Raw genomic sequence first — 24,338 nt, forward strand, 5'->3', positions numbered from 1 at the left:
CGGGCTATTGTGCCCATCATGCGCGCCGCCCTGTTCGTCACCTGCGTCAACGACGCGCTGTACCCCCGGACCGGCATCGCCGTCGTACGGCTGCTGGAGCGGCTCGGCGTCCAGGTGGACTTCCCCGCCGCCCAGAGCTGCTGCGGCCAGCCCCAGTACAACACCGGCTACCGCCGCGAGGCCGAACCGCTGCTGCGCCGCACCGCCGCGGCCTTCGCCGGGTACGACCACGTGGTCACCCCCTCCGGCTCCTGCGCCGCGATGATCCGCGAGCACTACCCGCGCATCGGCCGCCGCGCCGCCGAGGAGGGGCGGGGGAGCGAGCTGGCGGAACTCGCGGGGGACCTCGTACCGCGCGTCCACGAGCTCACCGAGTTCCTCGTCGACGTCCTCGGCGTCACCGACGTCGGCGCGTACTTCCCGCACACCGTCACCTACCACCCCTCCTGCCACGGCCTGCGCTCCCTCGGCCTGGGCGAGCGCCCCCGGCGGCTGCTGGCCGCCGTCAGGGGACTCGAACTGGTCGAGCTGCCCGGCGCCGAGGAGTGCTGCGGTTTCGGCGGCACCTTCGCCGTCAAGAACCCCGACGTGTCCACCGCCATGGGCGCCGACAAGACCGCCGCCGCGCTCGCCACCGGCGCCGAGGTGCTGTGCGGGGCCGACAACTCCTGCCTCGCCCACCTCGGCGGCATCCTCCGCCGCGCCGGGGACCCGATGCGCACCCTGCACCTCGCCGAGATCCTGGCCGCCACGGAGGAGGACCCCCTGCGATGACCGGTACGCACCTCGGCATGCCCGCCTTCCCGCCGTTCCCCTCCGCCGCCCGCGAGGCCGTACGGGACGGCGTACTGCGCGCCAACCTCCGGCACGCCACCCACACCATCCGCGACAAGCGGGCCCGCGCGGTCGCCGAACTCGCCGACTGGGAGCGGCTGCGCGCCGCGGGCAAGGCCGTCAAGGACCACACCCTGCGCCACCTCGACCGCTACCTGCTCCAGCTGGAGGACTCCGTCACCGCCGCCGGCGGCACCGTCCACTGGGCCGCCGACGCCGACGAGGCCAACCGCATCGTCACCGGCCTGGTCCGCGCCACCGGCCAACGCGAGGTCGTCAAGGTCAAGTCCATGGCCACCCAGGAGATCGGCCTCAACGAAGCCCTGGAGGCCGCCGGGATCGCCGCCTACGAGACCGACCTCGCCGAACTCATCGTCCAGCTCGGCCACGACCGGCCCTCGCACATCCTGGTCCCCGCCATCCACCGCAACCGGGCCGAGATCCGCGACATCTTCCGCTCCCAGATGGGAGGCTGGGGCCGCCCGGCCCCCGAGGACCTCGGCGACGACCCCCGCGAACTCGCCGAAGCCGCCCGCCTCCACCTGCGCGAGAAGTTCCTGCGCGCCAAGGTGGCCGTCTCCGGCGCCAACTTCATGGTCGCCGAGACCGGCACCATGGTCGTCCTCGAATCCGAGGGCAACGGACGCATGTGCCTGACCCTGCCCGACACCCTCATCTCCGTCGTCGGCGTCGAGAAGGTCGTCCCCACCTTCCGCGACCTGGAGGTCTTCCTCCAGACCCTGCCGCGCTCCTCCACCGCCGAGCGGATGAACCCGTACACCACCATGTGGACCGGCACCCACGAGGGAGACGGCCCCTCCGCCTTCCACCTCGTCCTCCTCGACAACGGCCGCACCGACACCCTCGCCGACGCCACCGGCCGCCAGGCCCTGCGCTGCATCCGCTGCTCCGCCTGCCTGAACGTCTGCCCCGTCTACGAACGCGCCGGCGGCCACGCGTACGGCTCCGTCTACCCGGGCCCCATCGGCGCCGTCCTCACCCCCCAACTGCGCGGCACCGGCAGCGCCATCGACGCCACCCTGCCCTACGCGTCCACCCTGTGCGGGGCCTGCTACGAGGTCTGCCCCGTCGCCATCGACATCCCCGAGGTCCTCGTCCACCTCCGCGAACGCGTGGTCCAGGGCGGCCCCGTGACCCGCGAGGGCGTCCGCGTACGCCTGCGCCCCGCGCACGGCCACACCGCCGAACGGGCCGCCATGCGCGCCGCCCGGCTGCTCCTCGACCATCCCGGCGCGCTGCGCGCGGGCGAGCGGCTGCTGGCCCGCGCCCGCCGGCTGCGCCCCCGCCGCCTCCCGGGCCCGGGCCGGGCCTGGACCGACACCCGCGAACTGCCCGACATCCCGGCGGAACCCTTCCGCGACTGGTGGCTCCGAGAACGGGGGACCCGAGGTTGAGCACCAAGGACCGCATCCTGTCCCGCATCCGGCGGGCCAACGCGCAGGCCCCCGACGCCCCACCCGTCTCCCGGGACTACCTCCGCGTCCACGGCACCCGCACCCCCGCCGAGTCCGCCGACCTGCTGGCCGCCAACCTCACCGAGTACCGGGCGAAGGTCCACCGCACGGACGAGGACGGTCTCCCGGGGCTCCTCGCCCGCCTGCTCTCCGCCTCCCGCACGGTCCTCGTACCCCCGGCCCTGCCCCCGCACTGGCTCTCGGCGGCGGACGCGACCCGGATCCACGACCTCGCGGCCTCCACCCCGCACGACCTCGACCGGGTCGACAGCGTCGTCACCGGCTGCGCCCTGGCCATCGCCGAGACCGGCACCATCGTCCTCGACGGCGGCCCCGGCCAGGGCCGGCGCCGCATCACCCTGGTCCCGGACCACCACGTCTGCGTGGTCCGCGTCCCCGGCCAACTCGTGGACTCCGTCCCGCAGGCCCTCGAACGCCTCGACCCCGCCCGCCCGCTGACCTGGATCTCCGGCCCCTCGGCCACCAGCGACATCGAGCTCGACCGGGTGGAAGGCGTACACGGCCCCCGCACCCTGGACGTCGTCCTCCTCGGCGCACAATAGCCGCATGCCATCCCACATCGCCCTGACCGCCCTCGTGGTCCACGACTACGACGAGGCCATCGACTTCTACACCCGTGCCCTCGGCTTCGAACTCGCCGAGGACACCCCCCGGCCGGACGGCTCCCGCTGGGTCGTGGTCCGCCCGCCCGGCGCCAAGGAGTCCGCCCTGCTGCTGGCCCGCGCCAAGGACGAGGCCCAGCGCTCCCGCGTCGGCGACCAGACCGGCGGCCGCGTCGGCTTCTTCCTCTACACCGCCGACTTCGCCGCCGACCACGCCCGGATGACCGCCGAGGGCGTCCGCTTCCTGGAGGAGCCGCGCCACGAGCCGTACGGCTCCGTCGCCGTCTTCGAGGACCTCTACGGCAACCGCTGGGACCTCCTCCAGCCTGCCTAGGCGGGTCCGGCGAGCCGGGGGGCCTCGGCCGCCGCGTCGATCCGCTCCCCGGCCTCCACCCGCCCGGCCAGCTCCCGGGCCCACCCGACCAGTCCGGCCACGTCGATCCCGTACGCGTCCCCGCGCCCGGCCAGGACCGCGGCCCCGCGGTGCAGCAGCCGCGCCCCGCCGACGGCGTTCCCCCGCGCGGCGTGCGTCAGCCCCACCGCCAGCTGCGCCAGCCCCCGCCACAGACCGGCGTCCCCGGGGGGCCCGGACTTCCACGCGTCCTCGAACACCTCGTGCGCGTGGAAGGGCATCCCGGAGTCCAGCAGCCGCTGCGCCTCCGCCACCGTCCGCTCCGGCGTCCGAACCACCCCCTCGGGCTGCCGCGCCACACCCTCGGCCCCGTACGGCAGCGGCCGCCCCAGCCCGTCCCGCGGCCGCGCACTGCGCGCCCGCCCCTCACCGTCCCGGTCGCGTTCCCGTTCCTTCACCACGCCATCCTGCCCGTCTCCGATTACCCGTGCACACACACCCCTCGGCGTGGGGTAATGTTCTGCATGTGCCCGGCACGAGGGGGAAACCCCAGGTGAGGGGCACGAAGCAGTAACGGGACGTGGCGCAGCTTGGTAGCGCACTTGACTGGGGGTCAAGGGGTCGCAGGTTCAAATCCTGTCGTCCCGACTCGAAAGAGTCGCAGATCGAGGGGCCGTTTTGGAGCAATCCAAAACGGCCCCTCGATCGTTTTTGGGGACCAGTTGGGACCAGGGCGGTCGGTGCGGGTCAGATCGCGGTGACGGCCGTGACTGGCAGCGAACGAGGTGCACGGAGCACCATGAGGTGCGCAGACAGCGCGGCACCAGCTGCGGTGCGGGGGTGCAGCGCTCAGGGAGTGCGTGAGCCTCGTGCCCACCGGAACACCATGTTCAGCACCACCGCGGTGAGGGTGCCGGCGACCACCCCGCTGCCCAGGACGGTACGCACCCAGCCGGGGAAGCCGTCGTACAGCCCCGGGGAGACGACCGGCAGTAGCCCCGCGGCCAGCGCGACGGCCACGACCATGGAGTTCGTACGGTCTCCGAGGTCCACCCGGCGCAACATCTCCACGCCCATCACCGCGATCACCGCGTACACCACCAGCGCGGAGCCCGCGACGACGGGCGCCGGGATGCCCGCCAGCAGCCGGGAGACCGGCGCCAGCAGCCCGGAGGCGATGAGCAGCGCGCCCGCGCCCGCCGTGACGAACCGGCTGCGCACACCGGTCAGCTTGCCGATGCCGATGTTCTCCGAGCTGGTCACCAGCAGGGAGGTGCCGAACACACCGCCCAGCAGGGAGACCACGGCGTCCGCACGGACGACGCGAGGCACGTCACGTCCGGGGTCCGGAGTACGGCCCACGGCCTCGCTGTTGAGGACCGTCTGCCCGGTCGCCTCGGCGAGTGAGGCCAGACTGAAGATCAGCAGAGGCAGTGCGGCGAGGACGTCGAGGTGTGGGGTCCCGTACGGAAAGGGGTGCGGGAGCGCGAGCCCCGATCCATGCGCCGGCCTGAACGCGCCCAGCCCGGAGGCGGCCGCAATCGCCGTCCCCGCGGCCATGCCGATCAGCACCGCCATCTGCCGCCACACGCCGCGCAACAGCAAGTACGCGGCGAGCGTGCAGCCGACGGTCAGCCCGGCGAGGGCGACCGCGGACGGTGCGGCGGCCCGGCCGCCGCCCGGTCCGGTGATCAGCTGCGCGGCGACGCGCACCATGGCGACCCCGATCAGCAGCACGGTGACGCCCATGACCAGCGGAGGGAAGAGCCGTACGATCCGCGCGTAGAGCGGCAGGACGGCCAGCAGCAGGGCCGCCGCGAGCAGTACCGCGCCGCTCGCGGTCGCCGCTCCGTGCTCGGCCGCGACCTGCAGGAAGATCGCGGTCGCGGCTCCGCCGGGCAGCATGACGAACGGCAGCCGGGCGCCGACCCGGAACGTCCCGAAGGACTGCAGCAGTGCCCCGATGCCGCACAGGACCAGGGTGGCGCTGAGCAGCGACGCGGTGCGCTCGCCGGAGAGGCCCAGTGCGTCGGCGGTCAGGAACGCGGTGGAGACCGGAGCCGCGATCATGGCGAGGACGTGCTGGGCGGAGAGCGGCGCGAGCCGCCGCAGGGGCAGCCGCTCGTCGACGGGGTGGACGGCGGCAAGTGTTCCCGGAGCCGCGGGCGTCCCGGCGGACGTTCTCATGGCCGTACCCCGGCATCCAGCCACGGGAGCTGCTCGGGGCCGTAACGATACGAACGGAAGACGGCGTTCGGCTCGGCCGGGAAGAGCTCCCGTACCTCGGACTCACGGTAGGCGCCGAAGTACGGGACCACGTACTCCCAGCACAGATAGCCCTCCGCCGTCACTTCGAAGAGCCGGCCTGACGGCGAGTCCGTGACCAGGGTGTTGCCGTTCGGGAGCCGCTGCGCGCTGCCCATGAAGGGAGCGAAGAAGGACTCTCGGGCCGGGTCGTGGTACTCCCACGCGATGGTCCCGCTCGCCCGCTCGACCTCGATGACTCGGGAGAACGGCACGTCCCGGCCGGGCCGGAAGACGCCGTTGTCGAAGACCAGGAAGTTGCCGCTCGGCAGCTCGGTGGGCGCGTGCTGCTGGGAGACCACGCCCGGCGCGGTGCGCCACAGGATTTCGCCGGTCTCCCGGCTGATGACGACGACCGCGGAGACGCTGCGCAGGCTGGCCAGGACGTTGCCGTCGGCGAGCGGCGTCACGCTGTTGATCAGCGGCCAGTGCTCGCGGGCGTAGTCGGGGTGGAGAGCGTAAGCGTCGCGGTCCAGGTGCTCGGCGGCCCTCCAGGACCAGAGCACGTTGCCGTCCGCATCGACTTCCTTGATGGTGTCGGCCCAGACGGTGCCGCCCTCGGCCTCCGAACCCTCGACCCCGCCGCGCACGCCCGCCGCCTCGGCGCCGCGCAGGGGCTCGAGTGCGGTGTAGAGGATGCGGCCGTCGCCGAGGTGGTGGGCGTCGTGGTGCTGCAGCGGGTCACGGTGCTCACGCAGGACCGCGCCGTCGGGCGCGGCTTCGAGCATGATGCCGCCGCGGTACTTGTGCCACATGGGGAAGAGCGCGGGCTCGTCCGGGAGCACGCCGTTGTAGGCGAGGTGGCCGTTGTCGAGCAGGCGGGCGTGGCGGCCGGGGCGGTACGGGAACCGCCATTCGTGGACGACGTGGCCGTGCAGGTCGATGAGGTAGACCTCGCCGGTGCCGGTGAGCGGGGCGAACAGGGTGTATCCGGGGAAGGCGGCTCCGGCGTCGATCGCGATCAGGCCGGTGCCGCGCCGGCGGCGGGCGTTCTGGTCCACGGGAGGCATGGGTGTCCCTAACGTCTGTGCGGTCAAACTTTCTTTGACCAGTTCAAGTGACTTAGACGCTAGGGGGTTGGTGTGTCAGCGGTGTGACGGCAGTACGAAATCGCTCGCTGCCGCGTGCCGAGGTGCCGGCGGCGGAGTCGGCAGCCGCCGGCCCGCGTTAGGGTTCGGGCAGAACGAAACGTGGGGGTCGGGAGAGATCATGGGCGAGGCGAGCGGGCCGCGAGTGGGCCCCAGTGTCCGAAGGCGCAGGCGCGCCCTGGACCTCACCCTCGCCGACATCGCCGCCAGAACGGGCTTGTCCGTACCGTTCCTGAGTCAGATCGAGAACGACCGAGCCCGGCCCAGCATGCGCTCATTGCAGCTCGTCGCGGACGCACTCGACACGACCGCCGTGCAGCTGCTCGCCGCCTCCGAGAACCCGCGCCGGGTGGATGTCGTACGGGCCGAGGACGACCCCGGCCTCGCGTCCGCCCGCGAGGGGGCGGGCGGGACGCCGAGCCGCGTACGCCCCCTCGTACGCGGCCATCACCAGCTGCACGCCCTGGAGTTCACCGGTGACCACGACGGCCGACGCGAATTCCGGCACCGCAACGACGAGCTGATGTACGTCGCCGATGGTGCCGCGGAGGTCGAGGCAGAGGGGCAGGTCCACCGGCTGGGCCGCGGCGACACGCTCTACCTCTCCGGCGGTGTCCGGCACTGCTGGCGGGCCACCACCCCCGGCACCCGGGTGCTGCTCGTCGCCGTCGCCGAGCACATCGAAGCCACCGCCGACCCGCACCGCTGAGGTGGGAGGTTCGGTCTTCGGGAGCCCCCCGCCGGACTCGTGATCAGCTCCGGGTCGTGTTCATGACGGCGACGGTTCGCGGTACGTGATGCGCCCAGTCCACGATCCGTACCGCCGCACCGGCGGCCTCCGTGCCCCGGCAGTGCACGTGGTGCCTGCGAGCGATGCCGTCCAGGTCCAGGTGGGACGCGAACGCGGGATGTGCCGCCAGCCTTCGCGCGTACGACCACAGGTGCGGGTGGTCGGTGACGCGGTACACCGCGGAGGCGTCCAGGTGCCAGCGGTGCACCGTGTCCAGCTGCACCAGCGTCACCCACAACCGAACGTCAGCGGCGGTGAGTTCACCACCCAGCACGCACTCCGCGGAGGAGAGTCGCAGCTCCAGTGCGTCCAGGGCGCGCAGCAGGGTGGCGAGTGCCGTGTCGCGGGCCGCCACGTCGGTGCCGGACTGTCCGGCACGCTGCGCCGCCGCGTTGATGTCCTGCTCGCAGAACCGGTCGACGGCCTCGATCCGTGCATCGGCGCCGTCGGGATGCAGACGCGGGCCGGAGGCACCGAACCGCCAGGCCAGGTCCTGGAGGATGTCGTGCGTGTGCGTGCTGACGATCCGTCCGGTCCAGCCGTCGCTGAGCACCGGCGCCACGGATGGACCGGGATGCCGGTGCGAACTGGCCTCGTACAGCGGGCGCAGGGCCAGGTACCCGCCGCCCGGTGCGTCAGGTACGGCGGGCAGCAACATCACCGGGACGGCGTCCGCCAGGCCGAGCAGGCTGTGCGTGATGGCGATCTGCAGACACTGCGGACAGGACGGTGTGAGGTGGAGGCGGTAGCGGTTCGGCACGGCGGGGTAGCCGCTGCGCGCATCACGGCCGATCCTGCTTCGGAAGGACGGCACGGCATGCGGAGAAGTTACGGACATGGTTCTCCCTGGGAGTGCTCGGTCACGGGGCATGCGGCTACGGCCCGCGACGGCTTCGCCGCGGCCGGGACCCGGTGGGGGTGGGTGCGCGAGGGTCAGGGGCAGGCGGGCGCGGGCCCGTCACGGTGCAGGGGACTCGCCGCGCTGCACACGCGCAGAAGGTCGATGTGGCGCCGGGACGTCAGCAGCCGCGTCGGCAGGACGGTGGGAAGGACCCCACCCGTGCCGCGGTCCAGCGCAGAAGACCCCATGATTCCCTACCGGTTCAGCAGGATTCGCCGATCTGGAGTGTCGACGCGTGTCCGGGCGCTGTCAAGAGGGGCGCCGGGGAACTCCGGGAGGCGCCGGCACCGTTCGAGGCCGCACCGGACCCTTCCGATGCGGCCTCGACGAACGCGACCGTGTGGCCCTGATGCCCTCCGTCGGCCTAAGGGCAGGGCTTGGTGCTGTCCGCCGCCACGCGGAAGCCGATGTTGCCCGAGGAGCTGTCGGGGGTGTTCGAGCTGCGGGCCGCGACGCGGTAGCGGTTGCAGTACGAGTCGTGGCAGAGGTAGGAGCCGCCGCGCATCACGCGGCTGGTGTGCGGTGCGAACCAGTCGGCGCACCATTCCCACACGTTGCCGACGACGTTGTAGAGGCCGAAGCCGTTGGGCCGGAAGGACCTCGCCGGTGCCGTACCCTCCCAGCCGTCCTCCGCGGTGTTCAATTCGGGGAAGTCGCCCCGCCAGATGTTGCACATGTGCCGCCCGCCCGGGGAGAGCTCGTCACCCCACGGGTAGCGTCGCTGTTCGAGCCCGCCGCGGGCTGCGTACTCCCACTCCGCCTCGGTGGGCAGACGGGTGCCGGACCAGGCGCAGTAGGCCTGGGCGTCGTTCCAAGAGACGTGGATGACGGGGTGGTTCTGCCGGGTGGCGAGGGACGAGCCGGCGCCTTCGGGGTGGCGCCAGGTCGCGCCGGCGACGGCCCGCCACCACGGGACAGCTGCCACGGCCGGGGACTCGGCGGCGACCCCGTCGGGCAGGAATCCGCCGAAGACGAAGGAGAAGCCGAAGTGTTCGGCTTCGGTGACGTGGCCGGTGGCTTTGACGAAGGCGGCGAACTGGGCGTTGGTCACGGTCGTGGGGGCGATCCGGAACGGGCCGACCTCCGCCTCACGTACCGGGCCTTCGCCGTCGGCCGGAAAGGCGTCCGGGTCGTCGGTGCCCATGAGGAAGCGCCCGCCCGGCAGGTCGATCAGCCGCCGGGCGGCGTGCTGGGGGTCGGCGACGCGCTGCCGCGGTGCCGGGGAGAGCGCGAGCGTGACAGTGGTGGCGGGCGCGTCACCGTGTTCGGGGGTGCAGCAGGAAGGCATGGAGGCTCCGTCGGATGGTGAGTGGGGCGGGTGCTCCGCGGGCGGCACAGGGAAGCACCCGCCGGATGCCGCTACGCGGTGCGGTCCGCTGCGAGCCCCGCCGCCAGGGCGGGGATGCCCAGGTTCTGCTCGTCCTGCGGAGTGGCCTGGTAGAGCTTGTTCGTCAGCTGGTACGGGTCGCCGGTCAGGTCGCAACTGCCGGCCGCCACCTGGCCCATGGCGGAGCCGGGGTGCGCTGCACGAACCTGTTGGCCCCGCGCAATCCGGTCGACGAATGCCGGCGAGGCCGTTTCGGCAGCGACGCTCCGGAACGGCCTCCCCGGAAATCCGTGCGTTGAAAGGCTCACCCCACTGTGACGTGGGCCAGGGCCCATGAGGTGTGGTCGAAGGACGTGCGGTTGTTGGCGTCCTCGACCACGAGGCGCAGGACGCGTACCCCGCGGACGTCCAGGTCGACGCGGACCGGGCCGGTGGCCGCGGTGAGCGTGGGGGTGGTCAGCAGCAGGCGGTCGTCGCCGTAGACCTTGGCCCGGGTGGCACCGGCGCTGCTCTGCTTGGCCGAGAAGTCGTCGATGCCGACGAGAGAGGTGAACCGGATGGCGGCACCGCCGAGGTGGTAGGCGATGTCGCTGGGTGCGTGGACGCCCAGGCCCTTGGGGTACGTCGTACCGCCGAAGGAGATCAGGGGGCCGTCGCCGGCGGCGTTCTTGCCGTTGGAGGTGTCGCGCTCCACCGGCCCCCAGCCGTTGGTGGCGCTGATCCAGGTGAGGTCGGAGAGGTACGAGTCGCGGACGGGAGGGGCCGGTGGGGTGGGGACGGTGCCCGTAGCCGGGTAGCGGACCGGCCCGGACGGAGTGTCGGCGGTGCCTTCCGCGGTGAGCGCCCACGCGGTCGCGGGGGTGGCGTCCGCGGGCGGGGTCACCTGCCAGGAGGTGGTGAGGCGACCGCCGGCGGCGAGCTGGTCCGCCGTGGCCGGGGAGGCGGGGGTCACGGTCCAGCCGGTGGGGGCGCGCAGGGCGAGCGCGGCGTTGGTCCAGGGCCGTGCGGAGCCGTTGTCCAGTGTGGCGGTCACGGTGAACGGCCCACCGGGGACGGCCAGAGTGGGCAGGGTCAGCTGCGTGCCGAAGGGCTTGCGGGGATAGGTGTCCTTCCAGGAGGAGCGCATCAGCGCCACGAGTTCGCCGGCCTTCGCCGAGTGCTTGTCGATGACGTTACGGGTCTCGCCGGGATCGGTGGCCAAGTCGTACAGCTCCACCTGCCACTTGTCGTCGGGGAGGTTGTGGTCCCGCTCGGGGGCGAAGCGGACGGCCTTCCAGTTGTCCCGGCGGACTGCCTCGGCCAGCCACGTGGCGCGTTTGCTGTCCTGCGCGTTGGCCCGGCTGGTGACGCCCCACTCGTCGCGGAACCAGTACAGGTGTCCGTGGAGGGCCGAGTCGGTGCTGCCGGAGAGCAGGGGAGCGGCGGACAGGCCGTCCACATCGGTGGGGGAGGGGGCGCCGCCGAGCTCGGCCAGGGTGGGGAGCACGTCGGTCAGCGGGGTCGGACGGTCGCTGGTGCCCTGCCTGACGCGGCCGGGGCCCCAGGCGATGAGCGGGATCCGTACGCCGCCCTCGTAGAGGTTGCGCTTGTAGCCGCGCAGCGGGCCGTTGGCGTCGAACAGGTCGGGGTTCACCCCGCCCTCCTCGTGGGGGCCGTTGTCACTGGTGACGAGGACGACGGTGTCCTGCTCCAGCCCGCGGGCGCGGAGCCGGTCGACCACCTTGCCGACGAGCGCGTCGAAGTAGCTGACCTGGGCCGCGTGCCCCTTGTTCGCGTCCGTCCAGCCGCGGTCGGCGTACGCGCTGGTGTCGGGTACGTCGCTGGGGGCGTGCGGCACGTTCGGGGTGAGCAGCAGCAGGAACGGCTCGGCGGCGTGGGCGTCGATGAACTCCAGGGCGTGCTGCTCCAGCAGGTCGGGGGCGTACACGGCCTTGACGCCACCGACGTTGGCGGCGATGGGTTCCTTGGCGTCGTTGTGCCACAGGTACTCGGGGTAGTACTCGTGGGCGTGGCCGTGGGTGATGTAGCCGTAGAACTCCTCGAAGCCGCGGGCGGCCGGATGGCTTTCCTGGCCGGCCGTCTCCGGTCCGAAGCCCCACTTGCCGACCAGGGCCGTCCGGTAGCCGCGGGCCCGCAGCACCTGGGCGAAGGTGGTGTCGGTGGCGGTGAGCGAACCCTGGCCGCCTGACGAGGGGTTGGCACGCACGGTGGAGTGGCCGGTGTGCAGTCCGGTCAGCAGGGAGCAGCGGGAGGGTGCGCACACGGCAGCGGTGGAGTACGCGTCGGTGAAGCGCAGTCCCTCGGCGGCGAGCCGGTCCAGGCGGGGTGTGGTGATCAGCTTCTGGCCGTAGGCGCCGAGTTCGCCGTAGCCGAGGTCGTCCGCAAGGACGACGACGAAGTTCGGAGGCCTGCTGACCTGGCCGTCCCCCGTCTCCGGGACCGCAACCGAGGCCGCCGCCTGCTCCGACCCGGCGACGGTGGTAGTGGCGGCGGTCAGGCCGAGCACGGCGGACGAACCGGCCAGGAAGGTACGGCGGCTGGACATGGGTGACTGCTCCTCGATGGCGGCTGCGGGTGTTCAGCCGATCATGGGTCGGCGAACCAGACCTGTTCCATGCACAGGCCATGAAGAACATGTGTCGGCGCCCTGCGCCGCGGAGCCGTTTCCTCCGCTCGCCGCTGACGCACCGTCGTCGAGCCGGACGTCCGCCACCGTCCCCGTGCCCCGCTGGTGTCCCACGGCATCGACGACGAACGCCCCGTTGAGACGTCCGGGCGAGCCCCGGTTGTTGCCGCTGCATGGCGACCTCATGGCAGTCGTGCGGCCTCCCGTCCGGGCGGCCCGGAAGTGCCTAACATCCCCGGCACGGCCTGGGCCCCATGGACCCCGTAGGCCGTGCCCGTTCCGACTCAGCCAAGGACCAGTTCCGCCATGCGCGTTTCCCCCACCCTCAGCGTCGGCGAAGCGAAGGCCCGCCTGCCCCAGCTGACCGTCGTTGACGTCCGGACCCCCGGCGAATTCGCCTCCGGTCATCTGCCGGACTCCGTCAACGTTCCCCTCGACCGCATCGAGCGGAGCCTGCCCGAGCTCCGGCAGACCGCCGAGCGGGGCGCCCTGTTGCTGGTGTGCGCCTCCGGAGCCCGCTCCGGGAAGGCCGCGGAGGCCCTCGCCGCGCACGGGGTCCCCGCTGCCAGCCTCACCGGCGGCACCAGCGCCTGGACGGCCGCCGGCCACGGCCTCCATTCCCCGGACGGCCCGGCCCGGGCCGTGTGGGGGATGGAACGCCAGGTCCGCTTCACCGCGGGCGCCGTCGTGCTGCTCGGCCTGCTCCTCGGGCTGTTCGTGCACCCGGTCTTCCGGCTGCTGTCCGCGGCGATCGCCGCGGGCTTGGTGTTCTCCGCGCTCACCGACACCTGCGGTATGGCGGTGGTCCTCGGCCGACTGCCGTTCAACCGCCGCGGCAGTGAGGCCCGCCCGTGACCGAGCCGACCGGTACCCCGAACCGCCGCGACCCCTACGAGGGGTTCGCGGGCCACGTGGGCCGCACCTTCGCCGAGTCCCAACCCGCCTGGCCGCCGCGGCGCACGCCCGGCGGCGGCGCCCCGAACATCGTCGTGGTCCTCGTCGACGACATGGGCTACAGCGACATCGGCCCCTTCGGCGCCGAGATCGCCACCCCCGTGCTCGACGGGCTGGCCGCGAACGGCCTGCGGCTGGCCAACTACCACACCATGCCGCTGTGCTCCCCCGCCCGGGCGGCCCTGCTCACGGGCCTCAACCCGCACCGCGTCGGGTACTCGACGGTCGCCAACTCCGACCCCGGATTCCCCGGTTACGGCATGGAGATCGGCCAGGACGTCCCCACCCTCGCCGAGGTGCTGCACGACGCGGGATACGCCACTTACGCGGTCGGCAAGTGGCACCTGACCCGCGACTCCGCCTCCAACGCCGCCGACGACCGGCGCAACTGGCCGCTGCAGAAGGGCTTCGACCGGTACTACGGCGTGCTGGAGGGCCTGACCAGCCTGTTCCACCCCCACCAACTGGTCCGCGACAACAGCCCACTCGACATCGACGAACTGCCCGACGGCTACTACTACACCGACGACATCACCGACGAGGCCATCGCCATGGTGAAGTCGCTGCGCGCGCACGACCCCGACAAGCCGTTCTTCCTCTACCTCGCGCACAACGCCGTCCACGGTCCCCTCCAGGCCAAGCCCGAGGACATCGAGCGCCAGCGCGGCCGCTACGACGGCGGCTGGGACGCGCTGCGCGGCACCCGCTTCGCCCGCCAGATCGCCGACGGCCTGTTCCCCGCGGGCACCGCCCTCCCGGACCGCAACTCCGAGGCCGGTTTCGACGTCGGCCCCTGGGAGGAGCTCACGCCCGATCAGCAGCAACGCTACGCCCGCTACATGGAGGTGTACGCGGCGATGGTCGACAACATCGACCAGAACCTCGGGCGGATCACCGACACCCTGCGTGCCCTCGGTGAACTCGACAACACCATCGTGCTGTTCACCTCAGACAACGGCGGCACCGGCGAGGGCGGGGCCGAGGGCACCCGCAGCTACTTCAGCCGCTTCGTCCACCAGCCCGTCCCCGACGACTGGGACCCGGACGTCGCACGGGACACCGAGCTCATCGGCGGTCCGCGGAGCCTGGTGCACTACCCGCGCGGCTGGGGAATGGCCTCCAACACCCCGTTCCGGCTGTACAAGGGCCAGACCTACGCGGGCGGGGTGCGCGTCCCGTTCGTCATCTCCTGGCCGGACGGGCTGCGGCGCGGCGGTGACGACCCCGGCATCCGGCACCAGTACCAGTACGTCACCGACGTCACCCCCACCCTGCTGGACCTGGCGGGCGTACGGCGGCCCGAGCAGTGGCGTTCGCGCCCCGCGCAAGAGCTGGACGGGGTCAGCTTCACCCCGGTCCTGCGCGACGCCAGGACCCCGGGCGCACACACCGAGCAGTACTGCGAGATGTCCGGGAACCGCAGCTACTACCGGGACGGCTGGAAGCTGGTCACCCTGCACCGGCCGGGCGCCCCGTACGACGACGGCGAATGGGCGCTGTACGACCTGGCGACCGACCCGACCGAGACCACCGACGTCGCCGCCGACCACCCGGAGGTGGTGAAGGAGCTGGCCGCGGCCTGGGAAGCGGCGGCCTGGCGCAACGGCGTCTTCCCCCTCTCCGACGGCAGCGGGGCGCTCGCCCGGCGCCATCCCGCCGAGGAGCGGTTCCACCGCCCCCTCACGCTCCTGCCGGACACCCCGGAGCTGGAGCGCTACCGGTCCTCCCGGCTGATCTCCTTCCGCTCATTCGACATCTCGGTCGAGCTCGACGAGCACGGCGCCGGTGACCAGGGCGTGCTGGTGTCGCACGGTGACCAGGGCGGCGGCTACAGCCTGTACGTCGAAGACGGGCGGCTGCGCTTCGCCTACAACGAGTACGGCAGGCTGCACGAGGCCGACGCAGGTCCGCTGCCCGTCGGACGACGGACCGTCACCCTGTCTGCCACCGCGTTGGAGGGCCTGCGCTGGGAGTTCCGGCTGCTGGTCGACGGAGTGCAGACGGGGCGACTGGCCGGCAGCGTGCACCAGCTCATCGGGATGGCTCCGCTCCAGGGCATCAGCGTGGGAGTGGACCGCAAGTCGCCGGTCTCCTGGCCGGTGTACGAGCGCCACCGGGGCTTCCGCTACACCGGCGGCCTGCGATCCGTGACGTACACGCCCGGCGCGCAGGCGCCGTACGCCCCGGAACTGGTGGCCCGCGCGCTGCGCGAGGCGGCCGCCGCATTCGAATGAACCGCTGTGCATTGTGTCCGGCGGAGGCGTTGTGTGTCCCGCCCGTGAATTCGCCGGTACAGCCGGCCCGATACCCGTTCCCGGAATTCCGAATATGACCGAGCCTGCGGGAGTGTCCTTGACCGAATCGATTCTCCTGACCGCGCCGTCCGGCCCTTCCGGACGGTCCGGTCCGCCCGCTCCGGCAGAGCGGGTGCTGCCGCTGCGGCGGCCCGGGCGGTGGGTCGCCACCCTCGTCGTGCTGGTGCTGGCCTCCCAGGCCGCGCACGGGCTGCTGACCAATCCCTTCTACCAGTGGGACCGGTTCGCGTACTGGGTCACCCGGCCGGTGATCCTGGACGGTCTGCTCGTCACGCTCCAGGTGGCCGCGTACAGCGCGGTCCTGGGGCTGCTGGGCGGCATCCTGCTGGCCCTCGGCAGGCTGTCGGCCAGCCCGGTACTGCGGACGGTGAGCTGGACGTACATCTGGCTGCTGCGCTCCGTGCCGTTGATCGTCGTCCTGCTCTTCCTCTACAACCTCAGCGCCCTGTACCCCACGCTGAGCCTCGGGGTGCCGTTCGGTCCGGCCCTCGTCACCTTCGACGAGTCGAAGCTGGCCACCGACATGGCCGTGGCGGTCGTGGGACTGAGCCTGGTCGAAGCGGCGTACGCCGCGGAGGTGGTCCGGGCCGGGCTGCTCTCCGTGGACCAGGGCCAGCACGAGGCCGCCGCCGCGCTCGGACTGCCCCAGCGCTACCAGTTCGCCCGGATCGTGTTCCCGCAGGCCCTGCGCTCCATCGTGCCCAGCTACGTCAACCAGCTGATCGGGCTCGTCAAGGCCACCTCACTGGTGTTCTACGTGTCACTGCTGGACCTGTTCGGCTCGGTGCAGAGCCTGGGCGCCACCTACCCCGGGGACGTGGTGCCGCTGCTGCTGGTCGCCACCGCCTGGTACGTGGTCCTGACCAGCGTCGTGTCCGTCGTGCAGTTCTACGTCGAGCGGTACTACGCGCGCGGGGCACTGCGGACCATGCCGCCCACACCCCTGCAGCGGGCCCGGGCGGGCCTGCGCGAGCTGCGGGCACGCTTCCGGAAGGAGACCGCGCGATGACCACCACCGCCACGACGGGTGCACCCGCCGCCATAGAGGTGCACGACGTGCACAAGTGGTACGGCGACCGGCGGGTCCTGGACGGGGTGAGCCTGAACGTCCCGCCGGGCACGGTCACCGCGGTGATCGGTCGCTCCGGCTCCGGCAAGTCGACCCTGCTGCGGGTCGTCAACCACCTGGAGAAGCCCGAGGCCGGTCAGGTCAGCGTGGGCGGCGAGCTGGTCGGCGTACGGAGGCACGGGACACGGCTCAAGGAGCTGAGCGAACGCGCGATCCTCGCCCAGCGCGGGCGGATCGGCTTCGTCTTCCAGAACTTCAACCTCTTCCCCCACCTCACCGTGCTCGACAACGTGGCCGCCGCGCCGGTGGCGACCGGACGGCTGTCCAGGCGGGAGGCCCGGACGCTCGCCCGTGAGCTGCTGGAACGGGTCGGTCTCGGCAGCCGGGCCGACGCCTACCCGCGGCAGCTCTCGGGCGGGCAGCAGCAGCGGGTGGCCATCGCCCGCGCGCTCGCGCTGCGGCCCGGCGTCATCCTCTTCGACGAGCCGACCTCCGCGCTCGACCCGGAACTGGTCGGCGACGTGCTGGCCGTCATCAAGGACCTGGCCGGCGGCGGGACCACCCTCCTGATCGTCACGCACGAGATCGGCTTCGCCCGCGAAGTGGCCGACGAGATCGTCTTCCTGGACGACGGCCGGATCGTCGAGCAGGGCCCGCCCGAGCAGGTCCTGGACAACCCGGTCCACCCCCGGACCCGGGAGTACCTGAGCAAAGTGCTCTGACCGCTCACCCCGCCCCGTACCTCCTACCCCGCGAGTCGAAGGAACGTCACCCCATGCACCACCTGAAGCCATTCCGCAGAGCCCTCGCCACCGCGGCCGCCGCCGCGACCCTCGTCGCCGGGCTCACCGCCTGCGGCGGCAAGAGCGCAGCCACCGGAGCCGGCGGGACCGGTGCCCCGGCGGGCACCGCCACGGTCACCGTCGGCGCCCTGTCCAACGGCGCGGCGCAGCAGACCGACCTCACCGTCCCGGTGGAGGAGTCCCTCCGGGCGAAACTGCCCGAGGCCGTCCGTGAACGGGGGGAACTGGTCATCGGGGTGGGCGCGCTGCCCGCCGGGTTCCCGCCGCTGGCGTACGTCGGCACCGACCAGAAGACCCTGACCGGCGCGGAGCCGGACCTCGGAAGGCTGGTGGCCGCAACGCTCGGGCTGAAGCCGGTGGTGAAGAACTCCACCTGGGAGAACCTGTTCGTCGGCATCGACAGTGGCAAGGTCGACGTGGCCTTCTCCAACGTCACCGTCACCGAGGAGCGGAAGAAGAAGTACGAGTTCGCCTCGTACCGGCAGGACAACCTGGCCTTCGAGGTGCTGAAGGACAACCCCTGGCAGTTCGGCGGCGACTACCGCAACCTCGCGGGGAAGTCGGTCGCGGTGGCCCGGGGGACCAACCAGGAGAAGATCCTCCTGGAGTGGCAGGCGAGACTGCGGTCCGAGGGCAAGGACATCGACGTCAAGTACTTCCCGGACAGCAACAGCACCTACCTGGCGCTCAGCGGCAAGAAGATCGACATCACCTTCGTGCCGAACCCGTCCAGCGCGTACCACATCACCCAGACCGCCAACAGCGGCACGCCGACCCGCAACGCGGGCCAGTTCTCCGGCGCGGGGGAGACCCTCCAGGGGCTGATCGCGGCGACCGCCAAGAAGGACGGCAAGCTGGCCGAGCCTGTCGCGGCGACGATCAACCACCTGATCCAGAACGGGCAGTACGCGAAGCTGCTGGCGGCCTGGAACCTGTCCGAGGAGGCCGTGAAGACCTCCGAGGTCAATCCGCCCGGCCTGCCGCTGACCAACTCCTGAGCCACCGGTGCCACCCCACATCCTGGACAATCCCGCCTGGGCCTCGCTCTGCGGTCCGCACGCCCCGTTCGCCGTGCCGGCTCCGGACGGCGGCGGCCGCGCCGCCCGCTACCGCGACGACGTCTCCCCCTTCGCCGCCCTCGCCGACCCCGGCGACCCCCGCTCCTGGCATGATTTGCAGGCCCTGACCGGTCCCGGGCAGGTCGTCGGGCTCACCGGCCTGCTGGACCCGCCCGACGGCTGGGAGACCGTGGGCTCGGTCCCGGGCGTGCAACTCGTCGACACCGGACTGAGCGCCGAACCGGCGCCCGAAGCGGTGCGGCTCGGTCCGGCCGACGTACCGGAGATGCTCGACCTCGTCGCCCTCACACGGCCGGGCCCGTTCCTGCCCCGGACCGTGGAACTGGGCAGGTACCTCGGGATCCGCCACGAGGGCCGGCTGATCGCGATGGCGGGGGAGCGGCTTCGGCCACCCGGCTGGACGGAGATCAGCGCGGTGTGCACCCGCCCCGGCCACCGGGGCCGGGGGCTGGCGACCCGGCTGGTGCGCGCGGTGGCCGCGGGCATACGGGAACGCGGGGAGGTGCCGTTCCTGCACACCGGGGCGTCCAACACCGCGGCGATCCGGCTGTACGAGTCGATCGGCTTCACGCTGCGCAGGCGGCCGCTGTTCCTCGCGGTCCGGACACCGGGCAACAAGGCTGCCGAATTCCCTTAATGCTGCGGTCATTGTGCCGCTGTTGCGTACGACGTAGCGTTTTTTCGAGCCGGTCCGAAGAATTCCCGGACCCGCTTCCCCAACCCCCCTTCTTTTCCTTCCTTCACCACGGTCGATCAGAAAGGCGTTGTTCGACGTGTCCGAACTGCACCTCGCCGTCGCGCTCGACGGCGCCGGCTGGCACCCGGCTGCCTGGCGGGAGCCGGGCGCCCGGCCCGCTGAACTGTTCACGGCCCGGTACTGGGCCGACGTCGTCGCCGAGGCGGAGGCCGGGCTGCTGGACTTCGTCACCTTCGAGGATGGTCTGGCCCTCCAGTCGTCCGCGGCGGCGGAACCCGACGCGCGCACGGACCGGGTGCGCGGGCGGCTGGACGCGGTGCTGACCGCCGCCCGGATCGCGCCGCTGACCCGGCACATCGGTCTGGTCCCGAGCGTGACGGCCACGCACACCGAGCCCTTCCACATCTCGAAGGCGATCGCCACGCTCGACTACGTCAGCCGGGGCCGGGCGGGCCTGCACGTACAGACCTCCGGACTGCCGTACGAGGCACGGCACTTCGGGCGCCGGGCGTTCCCCGCGCCGGTGGGCGAGCTGGCCGAGGAGGCCGCCGACCACGTGGAGGTGGTGCGCCGGCTGTGGGACAGCTGGGAGGACGACGCGGAGATCCGGGACGTGGCCACCGGCCGGTTCGTCGACCGCGACAAGCTGCACTACATCAACTTCGAGGGAGCGCACTTCAGCGTCCGGGGGCCGTCGATCACCCCGCGTCCGCCGCAGGGCCAGCCCCTGGTCACGGCTCCGGCCGGCACGACAGCCCCCCGGACCGGTCCGGTCGACCTCGTGTACGTCACCCCGCGCGACCTGGACGAGGCACGGGCCGCGGCCGCCGTGCCGGCCCCGCCGCCCGGCCCCCGGCACGTTTTCGCCGACCTCACCGTGTTCCTGGACGAGGACGGCCCGGCGGCCGCCGCCCGCCGCGACCGGCTCGACCGGATCGCGGGCGCCCCGGCCCCCACCGACGCCGCCACGTTCAGCGGGACCCCCGCCCAGCTCGCGGACCGGCTTCAGGAGTGGCGGGAGACGGGCCTGACCGGATTCCGGCTGCGTCCCGGCGTCATCGCCCACGACCTGCCCGCCATCACCCGCCGGCTGGTGCCCGAGCTCCAGCGGCGCGGCGTGTTCCGCAGTACGTACGAGGCATCCTCGCTGCGCGGGCTGCTGGGTCTGGAACGCCCCGCCAACCGCTACGCCGCCGCAGCCCTCACGGCCTGACCCCGGATCCGGAACCGGAAGGACACCATGAGCACCAAGCCGCTCAAGCAGATCCATCTCGCGGCCCACTTCCCCGGGGTCAACAACACCACGGTGTGGAGCGACCCCGCGGCCGGCAGCCACATAGAGTTCGACTCCTTCGTCCGCTTCGCGCAGACCGCCGAACGCGCCAAGTTCGACTTCCTCTTCCTCGCCGAAGGGCTCCGCCTGCGCGAACAAGGCGGGAAGATATACGACTTGGACGTGGTCGGCAGGCCGGACACCTTCACCGTGCTCGCCGCGCTGGCCGCCGTCACCGAGCACCTCGGCCTGACCGGCACCATCAACTCCACCTTCAACGAGCCCTACGAAGTGGCCCGTCAGTTCGCCTCGCTGGACCACCTCTCCGAGGGCCGGGCCGCCTGGAACGTGGTCACCTCCTGGGACGCCTTCACCGGGGAGAACTTCCGCCGCGGCGGATTCCTGCCCCGCGAGGACCGCTACACCCGGGCCCAGGAGTTCCTGGCCACCGCGACCGAGCTGTTCGACTCCTGGGACGGCACCGAGGTCACCGCCGACCCGGTCTCCGGCACCTTCCTGCGCGACGCACGCGCCGGGGCCTTCGCCCACCAGGGACGCCACTTCGACATCGAGGGCCACTTCAACGTGCCGCGCAGCCCCCAGGGCCGTCCGGTGTTCTTCCAGGCCGGCGACTCCGACGAAGGCCGCGAGTTCGCCGCCGCATCCGCCGACGCCATCTTCGGCCGGTACGCAACCCTGGAGGAAGGCCGGGAGTTCTACGCCGACGTCAAGGGACGCCTGCCCCGGCACGGCCGGCGCCCGGAAGAGCTGCTGATCCTGCCCGCCGCCACCTTCGCCCTGGCCGACACCGACGCCCAGGCCCGCGAACTCGCCCACGAGGTACGGCGCTCCCAGGTCAGCGGTGCCACCGCGATCAAGTACCTGGAACACGTCTGGAACCGCGACCTGTCCGGCTACGACCCCGACGGACCGCTCCCGGACGTCGACCCCGACCCCGGCGAGAACACCATCGCCCTCGGCCGCGCGAGCGTACGGCAGTTCCGCGACCCGCTGGCCACCGCGCGTCAGTGGCGCGAGCTCGCCGAGGCCAAGAACCTCTCCATCCGCGAGCTGGTGATCGCCACCACCGCCAAGCAGACTTTCGTCGGCTCTCCCGCGACCGTCGCCGAGTCCATCAACAGCCTGGTGCAGGCGGACGCCGCCGACGGCTTCATCCTGGTCCCGCACATCACCCCGGACGGACTGGAGGGCTTCGCCGACACCGTCGTCCCCCTCCTTCAGGAACGCGGAGTCTTCCGCACCGAGTACACCGGCACCACCCTGCGCGACCACCTCGGACTCGACGTGCCGGCGGTCCGGCCGGCCGGCGAGCGGCAGGCCACGGCCTCGTGAAGTTCCTGGCCATCACGCTGATCGTGCACGCCCCGGACCCGGTCACGGGCCGGCTGACCCCCGTCCGCACGCGGTTCCGCGAGGTCGTCGACAGCGCGCTGGCGGCGGAGGAGCTCGGCTTCGACGGTTTCGGCGTCGGCGAGCGGCACGAGCGGCCGTTCCTGTCGTCCTCGCCGCCGGTGGTGCTCTCCCACATAGCCGCGCTGACCCGCCGGATCCGGCTCTTCACCGCCGTCACCACGCTGAGCCTGCTCGACCCCGTCCGGGCGTACGAGGACTACGCGACGCTGGACCACCTGTCCGGCGGCCGGCTGGAGCTGATGATCGGCAAGGGCAACGGCACGGCCCAGCGGGAGCTGTTCAACGTCACGCCCGAGGACCAGTGGGAGCGCAACAGCGAGGGTTACGAGCTGCTGCGGCGGCTCTGGCGCGAGGACCGGGTGACGGCGGAGCCCCGGTTCCGGCCGGCTCTGCAGGACGCCCAGGTGCTGCCCCGCCCCGCTGGGCTGCCCCCGCGGGTGTGGCACGGCAGCGCGACCAGCCGGGAGTCCGTGGACCTCGCCGCCCGCTACGGCGATCCGCTGTTCTCCGCGAACGTCACCCATCCGATCGGCCCGTACGCCGAGCTGATCCGCCACTACCGGGAGCGCTGGGAGCACTACGGGCACGACCCGGCGCTCGCCGTGGTGGGCGCGGGTACGGCCGGCTTCCACGCGGCCCGCACCTCGCAGCAGGCGGTGGCGGCGTACCGGCCGGCCTTCGAGCAGTACCTCGCCTTCCACGAACACGCCGGCGTGGAACCGGTGTTCCCGCACCTGGACGACTTCGTGGAGCGCAGCTCCGCGCTGATCGGCAGCCCCCAGCAGATCGTCGAGAAGGTGCACCGCTACCACGAGCAGTTCGGCCACACCGTCCTGCACCTGCAGGCCGAGCCGGGCGGTCTCCCGCCGGCCGCCCACCGCGCCTCGCTGGAACTGTTCCAGTCCGAGGTCGCGCCGGCGCTGCGCCGCGAGATCCCCGATCCCCCCTTCGCCGATCTGTAAGGAGACCTGGCCATGTCCGGCATCCCGCTCGGGGTCCTCGACCTCATCCCGATCCCCTCCGGCTCCACCGCCGCCGACGCCCTGCACAACAGCATCGATCTGGCCCGGCAGACGGAACAACTCGGCTACGCGCGCTACTGGTTCGCCGAGCACCACCTCAATCCCGGAGTCGCCGGGACCTCCCCGGCAGTGGTGCTGGCCCTGACCGCCTCCGCCACCTCCACGATCCGGATCGGCTCCGGGGCCGTACAGCTCGGCCACCGCACGGCGCTGTCCACGGTCGAGGAGTTCGGCCTGATCGACGCCCTGCACCCGGGCCGCCTCGACCTGGGCCTGGGCCGCTCGGCGGGCCGGCCTCCGCAGCGGGCCGGGGAGGCGGAGCCCTTCGTCGGACACACCCCGAACGGGCTGCGCATCCCGGAGCGCTTCTCCTTCGCGCACGTGGCGGGCCATCCCCGGTTCGTGCTCCAGCAGAAGCTGCTGAACCTGCCCGGTGCCCAGCCGCAGGACTACGGCGAGCAGGTCGACGACGTCCTCGCGCTGCTGCGCGGCGAGTACCGGTCCGGCGAGGGCATCGAGGCGCACGTCGTCCCCGGCGAGGGGGCCGACGTACAGGTGTGGATCCTGGGCAGCAGCGGCGGCCAGAGTGCCGAGACGGCCGGCCGCAACGGCCTGCGGTTCGCCGCGAACTACCACGTCAGCCCGGCGAGCGTGCTGGAGGCGGCCGAGGGCTACCGGGCCGCGTTCAAACCCTCCGCCGAACTGGACCGCCCGTACCTCACCGTGTCCGCCGACGTGGTCGTGGCCGAGGACGACGCCACGGCCCGCGAACTGGCCGCCGGATACGCGCCCTGGGTACACAGCATCCGCACGGCCGAAGGCGCCATCCCCTTCCCGTCCCCGGGAGAGGCGCGGGCGCTGACGGGCCCCTGGACGGACGCAGACCGGAAGGTGGTGGCCGACCGGGTGGAGACACAGTTCGTCGGCTCGCCGCGGACCGTCGCCGATCACCTCGAACGGCTCCAGGAGGCCACTCGCGCCGACGAGCTGCTGATCACCACGATCACGCACGACCACGCCGACAGGGTCCGCTCCTACCGTCTCCTGGCCGAGGAATGGCGCCGCCGCTGACGCGCCCGCCGTCAGGCGCACGTCTCGTTTCACCATCCGAAACGTGGACATCTCTGTCGATGGCTTGGGCACACCCCGTAGGGTGGCCGGTGCAGCTGGTTCGCCCCGTCCGCCAGGCGGGATGCGTCGTAAGAGGGAACCCGGTGGGAATCCGGGACTGCCCCGCAGCGGTGAGCGGGAACGACCGCCGTCATACGCACTGGGTCCGGGACGGGCCTGGGAAGCGACGGCCAGTAGGTGCCCGCCGGGAGACCGGCAGGCGTGCCCGCGAGTCCGAAGACCTGCCCGTTGCCCGTGCCCG

At 72.3% G+C, this 24,338-nt stretch carries 22 protein-coding genes, 1 tRNA gene and 1 riboswitch; of the genes, 16 read left to right on the forward strand and 7 right to left on the reverse strand.

The features are described 5' to 3' along the window. Positions 1 to 18 precede the first annotated feature (18 nt). From ACZ518_RS25765 to ACZ518_RS25780, 4 genes are read left to right on the forward strand one after another with little or no spacing between them, the layout of a single operon-like run. On the forward strand, positions 19 to 774 hold the full coding sequence (locus ACZ518_RS25765) for a (Fe-S)-binding protein (RefSeq protein ID WP_469115347.1): 756 nt from the start codon (positions 19 to 21) through the stop codon (positions 772 to 774). Continuing rightward, the gene (locus ACZ518_RS25770; RefSeq protein ID WP_469115348.1) at positions 771 to 2,249 is read left to right on the forward strand and encodes a lactate utilization protein B; all 1,479 of its coding nucleotides are present in this window, start codon (positions 771 to 773) and stop codon (positions 2,247 to 2,249) included. The genes ACZ518_RS25765 and ACZ518_RS25770 overlap by 4 nt, the downstream gene beginning before the upstream one ends. Further along, positions 2,246 to 2,872 carry a LutC/YkgG family protein gene (locus ACZ518_RS25775; protein WP_469115349.1) on the forward strand — a complete coding sequence of 209 codons (627 nt, stop codon included), beginning with the start codon at positions 2,246 to 2,248 and terminating at the stop codon, positions 2,870 to 2,872. The genes ACZ518_RS25770 and ACZ518_RS25775 overlap by 4 nt, the downstream gene beginning before the upstream one ends. Positions 2,873 to 2,876: 4 nt before the next feature. Continuing rightward, the gene (locus ACZ518_RS25780; protein WP_388931210.1) at positions 2,877 to 3,266 is read left to right on the forward strand and encodes a VOC family protein; all 390 of its coding nucleotides are present in this window, start codon (positions 2,877 to 2,879) and stop codon (positions 3,264 to 3,266) included. Here the strand turns inward: ACZ518_RS25780 and ACZ518_RS25785 are convergent. Next, positions 3,263 to 3,742 (reverse strand): DUF309 domain-containing protein, encoded by a 480-nt coding sequence (locus tag ACZ518_RS25785; RefSeq protein ID WP_469115350.1) that lies wholly within the window; start codon positions 3,740 to 3,742, stop codon positions 3,263 to 3,265. The genes ACZ518_RS25780 and ACZ518_RS25785 overlap by 4 nt on opposite strands. A gap of 116 nt (positions 3,743 to 3,858) precedes the next feature. Between ACZ518_RS25785 and ACZ518_RS25790 the strand changes: the two genes are divergently transcribed. Further along, positions 3,859 to 3,932 (forward strand) — tRNA-Pro (locus tag ACZ518_RS25790). A 201-nt stretch (positions 3,933 to 4,133) separates the two neighbouring features. On the opposite strand, the gene ACZ518_RS25795 is transcribed toward ACZ518_RS25790, so the two are convergent. Together ACZ518_RS25795 and ACZ518_RS25800 are read right to left on the reverse strand one after the other, a co-directional pair. Next, positions 4,134 to 5,471, reverse strand: coding sequence for a uracil-xanthine permease family protein (locus ACZ518_RS25795; RefSeq protein WP_469115351.1), 1,338 nt, complete (start codon positions 5,469 to 5,471; stop codon positions 4,134 to 4,136). Beyond that, entirely contained in the window at positions 5,468 to 6,598 is a 1,131-nt protein-coding gene (locus ACZ518_RS25800; RefSeq protein ID WP_469115352.1) for an aryl-sulfate sulfotransferase, read from the reverse strand. The genes ACZ518_RS25795 and ACZ518_RS25800 overlap by 4 nt, the downstream gene beginning before the upstream one ends. 199 nt (positions 6,599 to 6,797) lie before the next feature. Between ACZ518_RS25800 and ACZ518_RS25805 the strand changes: the two genes are divergently transcribed. Then, the gene (locus ACZ518_RS25805; protein WP_469115353.1) at positions 6,798 to 7,385 is read left to right on the forward strand and encodes a helix-turn-helix domain-containing protein; all 588 of its coding nucleotides are present in this window, start codon (positions 6,798 to 6,800) and stop codon (positions 7,383 to 7,385) included. A gap of 43 nt (positions 7,386 to 7,428) precedes the next feature. On the opposite strand, the gene ACZ518_RS25810 is transcribed toward ACZ518_RS25805, so the two are convergent. The 4 genes from ACZ518_RS25810 to ACZ518_RS25825 all read right to left on the reverse strand — a co-directional run bounded on the left by ACZ518_RS25810 (position 7,429) and on the right by ACZ518_RS25825 (position 12,239). Then, positions 7,429 to 8,304, reverse strand: a complete 876-nt coding sequence (locus tag ACZ518_RS25810) for a glutathione S-transferase C-terminal domain-containing protein (RefSeq protein ID WP_469115354.1) — start codon at positions 8,302 to 8,304, stop codon at positions 7,429 to 7,431. A 427-nt stretch (positions 8,305 to 8,731) separates the two neighbouring features. Beyond that, complete coding sequence (locus ACZ518_RS25815; RefSeq protein ID WP_469115355.1) at positions 8,732 to 9,655, reverse strand: formylglycine-generating enzyme family protein; 924 nt, start codon at positions 9,653 to 9,655, stop codon at positions 8,732 to 8,734. A 71-nt stretch (positions 9,656 to 9,726) separates the two neighbouring features. Continuing rightward, positions 9,727 to 9,864, reverse strand: a complete 138-nt coding sequence (locus ACZ518_RS25820; protein ID WP_469115356.1) for a hypothetical protein — start codon at positions 9,862 to 9,864, stop codon at positions 9,727 to 9,729. 134 nt (positions 9,865 to 9,998) lie between these two features. Then, entirely contained in the window at positions 9,999 to 12,239 is a 2,241-nt protein-coding gene (locus ACZ518_RS25825; protein ID WP_469115357.1) for a sulfatase-like hydrolase/transferase, read from the reverse strand. Positions 12,240 to 12,626: 387 nt separating this feature from the next. Here ACZ518_RS25825 and ACZ518_RS25830 point away from each other — a divergent pair, with 387 nt between their 5' ends. The 10 genes from ACZ518_RS25830 to ACZ518_RS25875 all read left to right on the forward strand — a co-directional run bounded on the left by ACZ518_RS25830 (position 12,627) and on the right by ACZ518_RS25875 (position 24,037). Further along, positions 12,627 to 13,175 (forward strand): rhodanese-like domain-containing protein, encoded by a 549-nt coding sequence (locus ACZ518_RS25830; RefSeq protein WP_469115358.1) that lies wholly within the window; start codon positions 12,627 to 12,629, stop codon positions 13,173 to 13,175. Then, entirely contained in the window at positions 13,172 to 15,508 is a 2,337-nt protein-coding gene (locus ACZ518_RS25835) for an arylsulfatase (protein WP_469115359.1), read from the forward strand. The genes ACZ518_RS25830 and ACZ518_RS25835 overlap by 4 nt, the downstream gene beginning before the upstream one ends. Before the next feature lie 94 nt (positions 15,509 to 15,602). Next, positions 15,603 to 16,598: an amino acid ABC transporter permease gene (locus tag ACZ518_RS25840; RefSeq protein ID WP_469115360.1), complete on the forward strand. Its 996-nt coding sequence runs from the start codon at positions 15,603 to 15,605 to the stop codon at positions 16,596 to 16,598. Next, entirely contained in the window at positions 16,595 to 17,380 is a 786-nt protein-coding gene (locus ACZ518_RS25845; RefSeq protein ID WP_469115361.1) for an amino acid ABC transporter ATP-binding protein, read from the forward strand. Before ACZ518_RS25840 ends, ACZ518_RS25845 begins: the two co-directional genes overlap by 4 nt. A 53-nt stretch (positions 17,381 to 17,433) precedes the next feature. Further along, positions 17,434 to 18,459, forward strand: a complete 1,026-nt coding sequence (locus ACZ518_RS25850) for an ABC transporter substrate-binding protein (protein ID WP_469115362.1) — start codon at positions 17,434 to 17,436, stop codon at positions 18,457 to 18,459. 7 nt (positions 18,460 to 18,466) lie between these two features. Continuing rightward, complete coding sequence (locus tag ACZ518_RS25855) at positions 18,467 to 19,177, forward strand: GNAT family N-acetyltransferase (protein WP_469115363.1); 711 nt, start codon at positions 18,467 to 18,469, stop codon at positions 19,175 to 19,177. A gap of 136 nt (positions 19,178 to 19,313) precedes the next feature. Continuing rightward, positions 19,314 to 20,450 (forward strand): LLM class flavin-dependent oxidoreductase, encoded by a 1,137-nt coding sequence (locus tag ACZ518_RS25860; protein ID WP_469115364.1) that lies wholly within the window; start codon positions 19,314 to 19,316, stop codon positions 20,448 to 20,450. Between the two features lie 27 nt (positions 20,451 to 20,477). Further along, complete coding sequence (locus ACZ518_RS25865) at positions 20,478 to 21,863, forward strand: NtaA/DmoA family FMN-dependent monooxygenase (RefSeq protein WP_469115365.1); 1,386 nt, start codon at positions 20,478 to 20,480, stop codon at positions 21,861 to 21,863. Beyond that, positions 21,860 to 22,906 (forward strand): LLM class flavin-dependent oxidoreductase, encoded by a 1,047-nt coding sequence (locus tag ACZ518_RS25870; RefSeq protein ID WP_469115366.1) that lies wholly within the window; start codon positions 21,860 to 21,862, stop codon positions 22,904 to 22,906. Before ACZ518_RS25865 ends, ACZ518_RS25870 begins: the two co-directional genes overlap by 4 nt. A 12-nt stretch (positions 22,907 to 22,918) precedes the next feature. Beyond that, on the forward strand, positions 22,919 to 24,037 hold the full coding sequence (locus tag ACZ518_RS25875; protein WP_469115367.1) for an LLM class flavin-dependent oxidoreductase: 1,119 nt from the start codon (positions 22,919 to 22,921) through the stop codon (positions 24,035 to 24,037). A 92-nt stretch (positions 24,038 to 24,129) separates the two neighbouring features. Beyond that, positions 24,130 to 24,328, forward strand: a riboswitch (cobalamin riboswitch). The last annotated feature ends 10 nt before the right edge of the window (positions 24,329 to 24,338 follow it).

Source organism: Streptomyces sp. NPDC033966 (genome assembly GCF_055575955.1).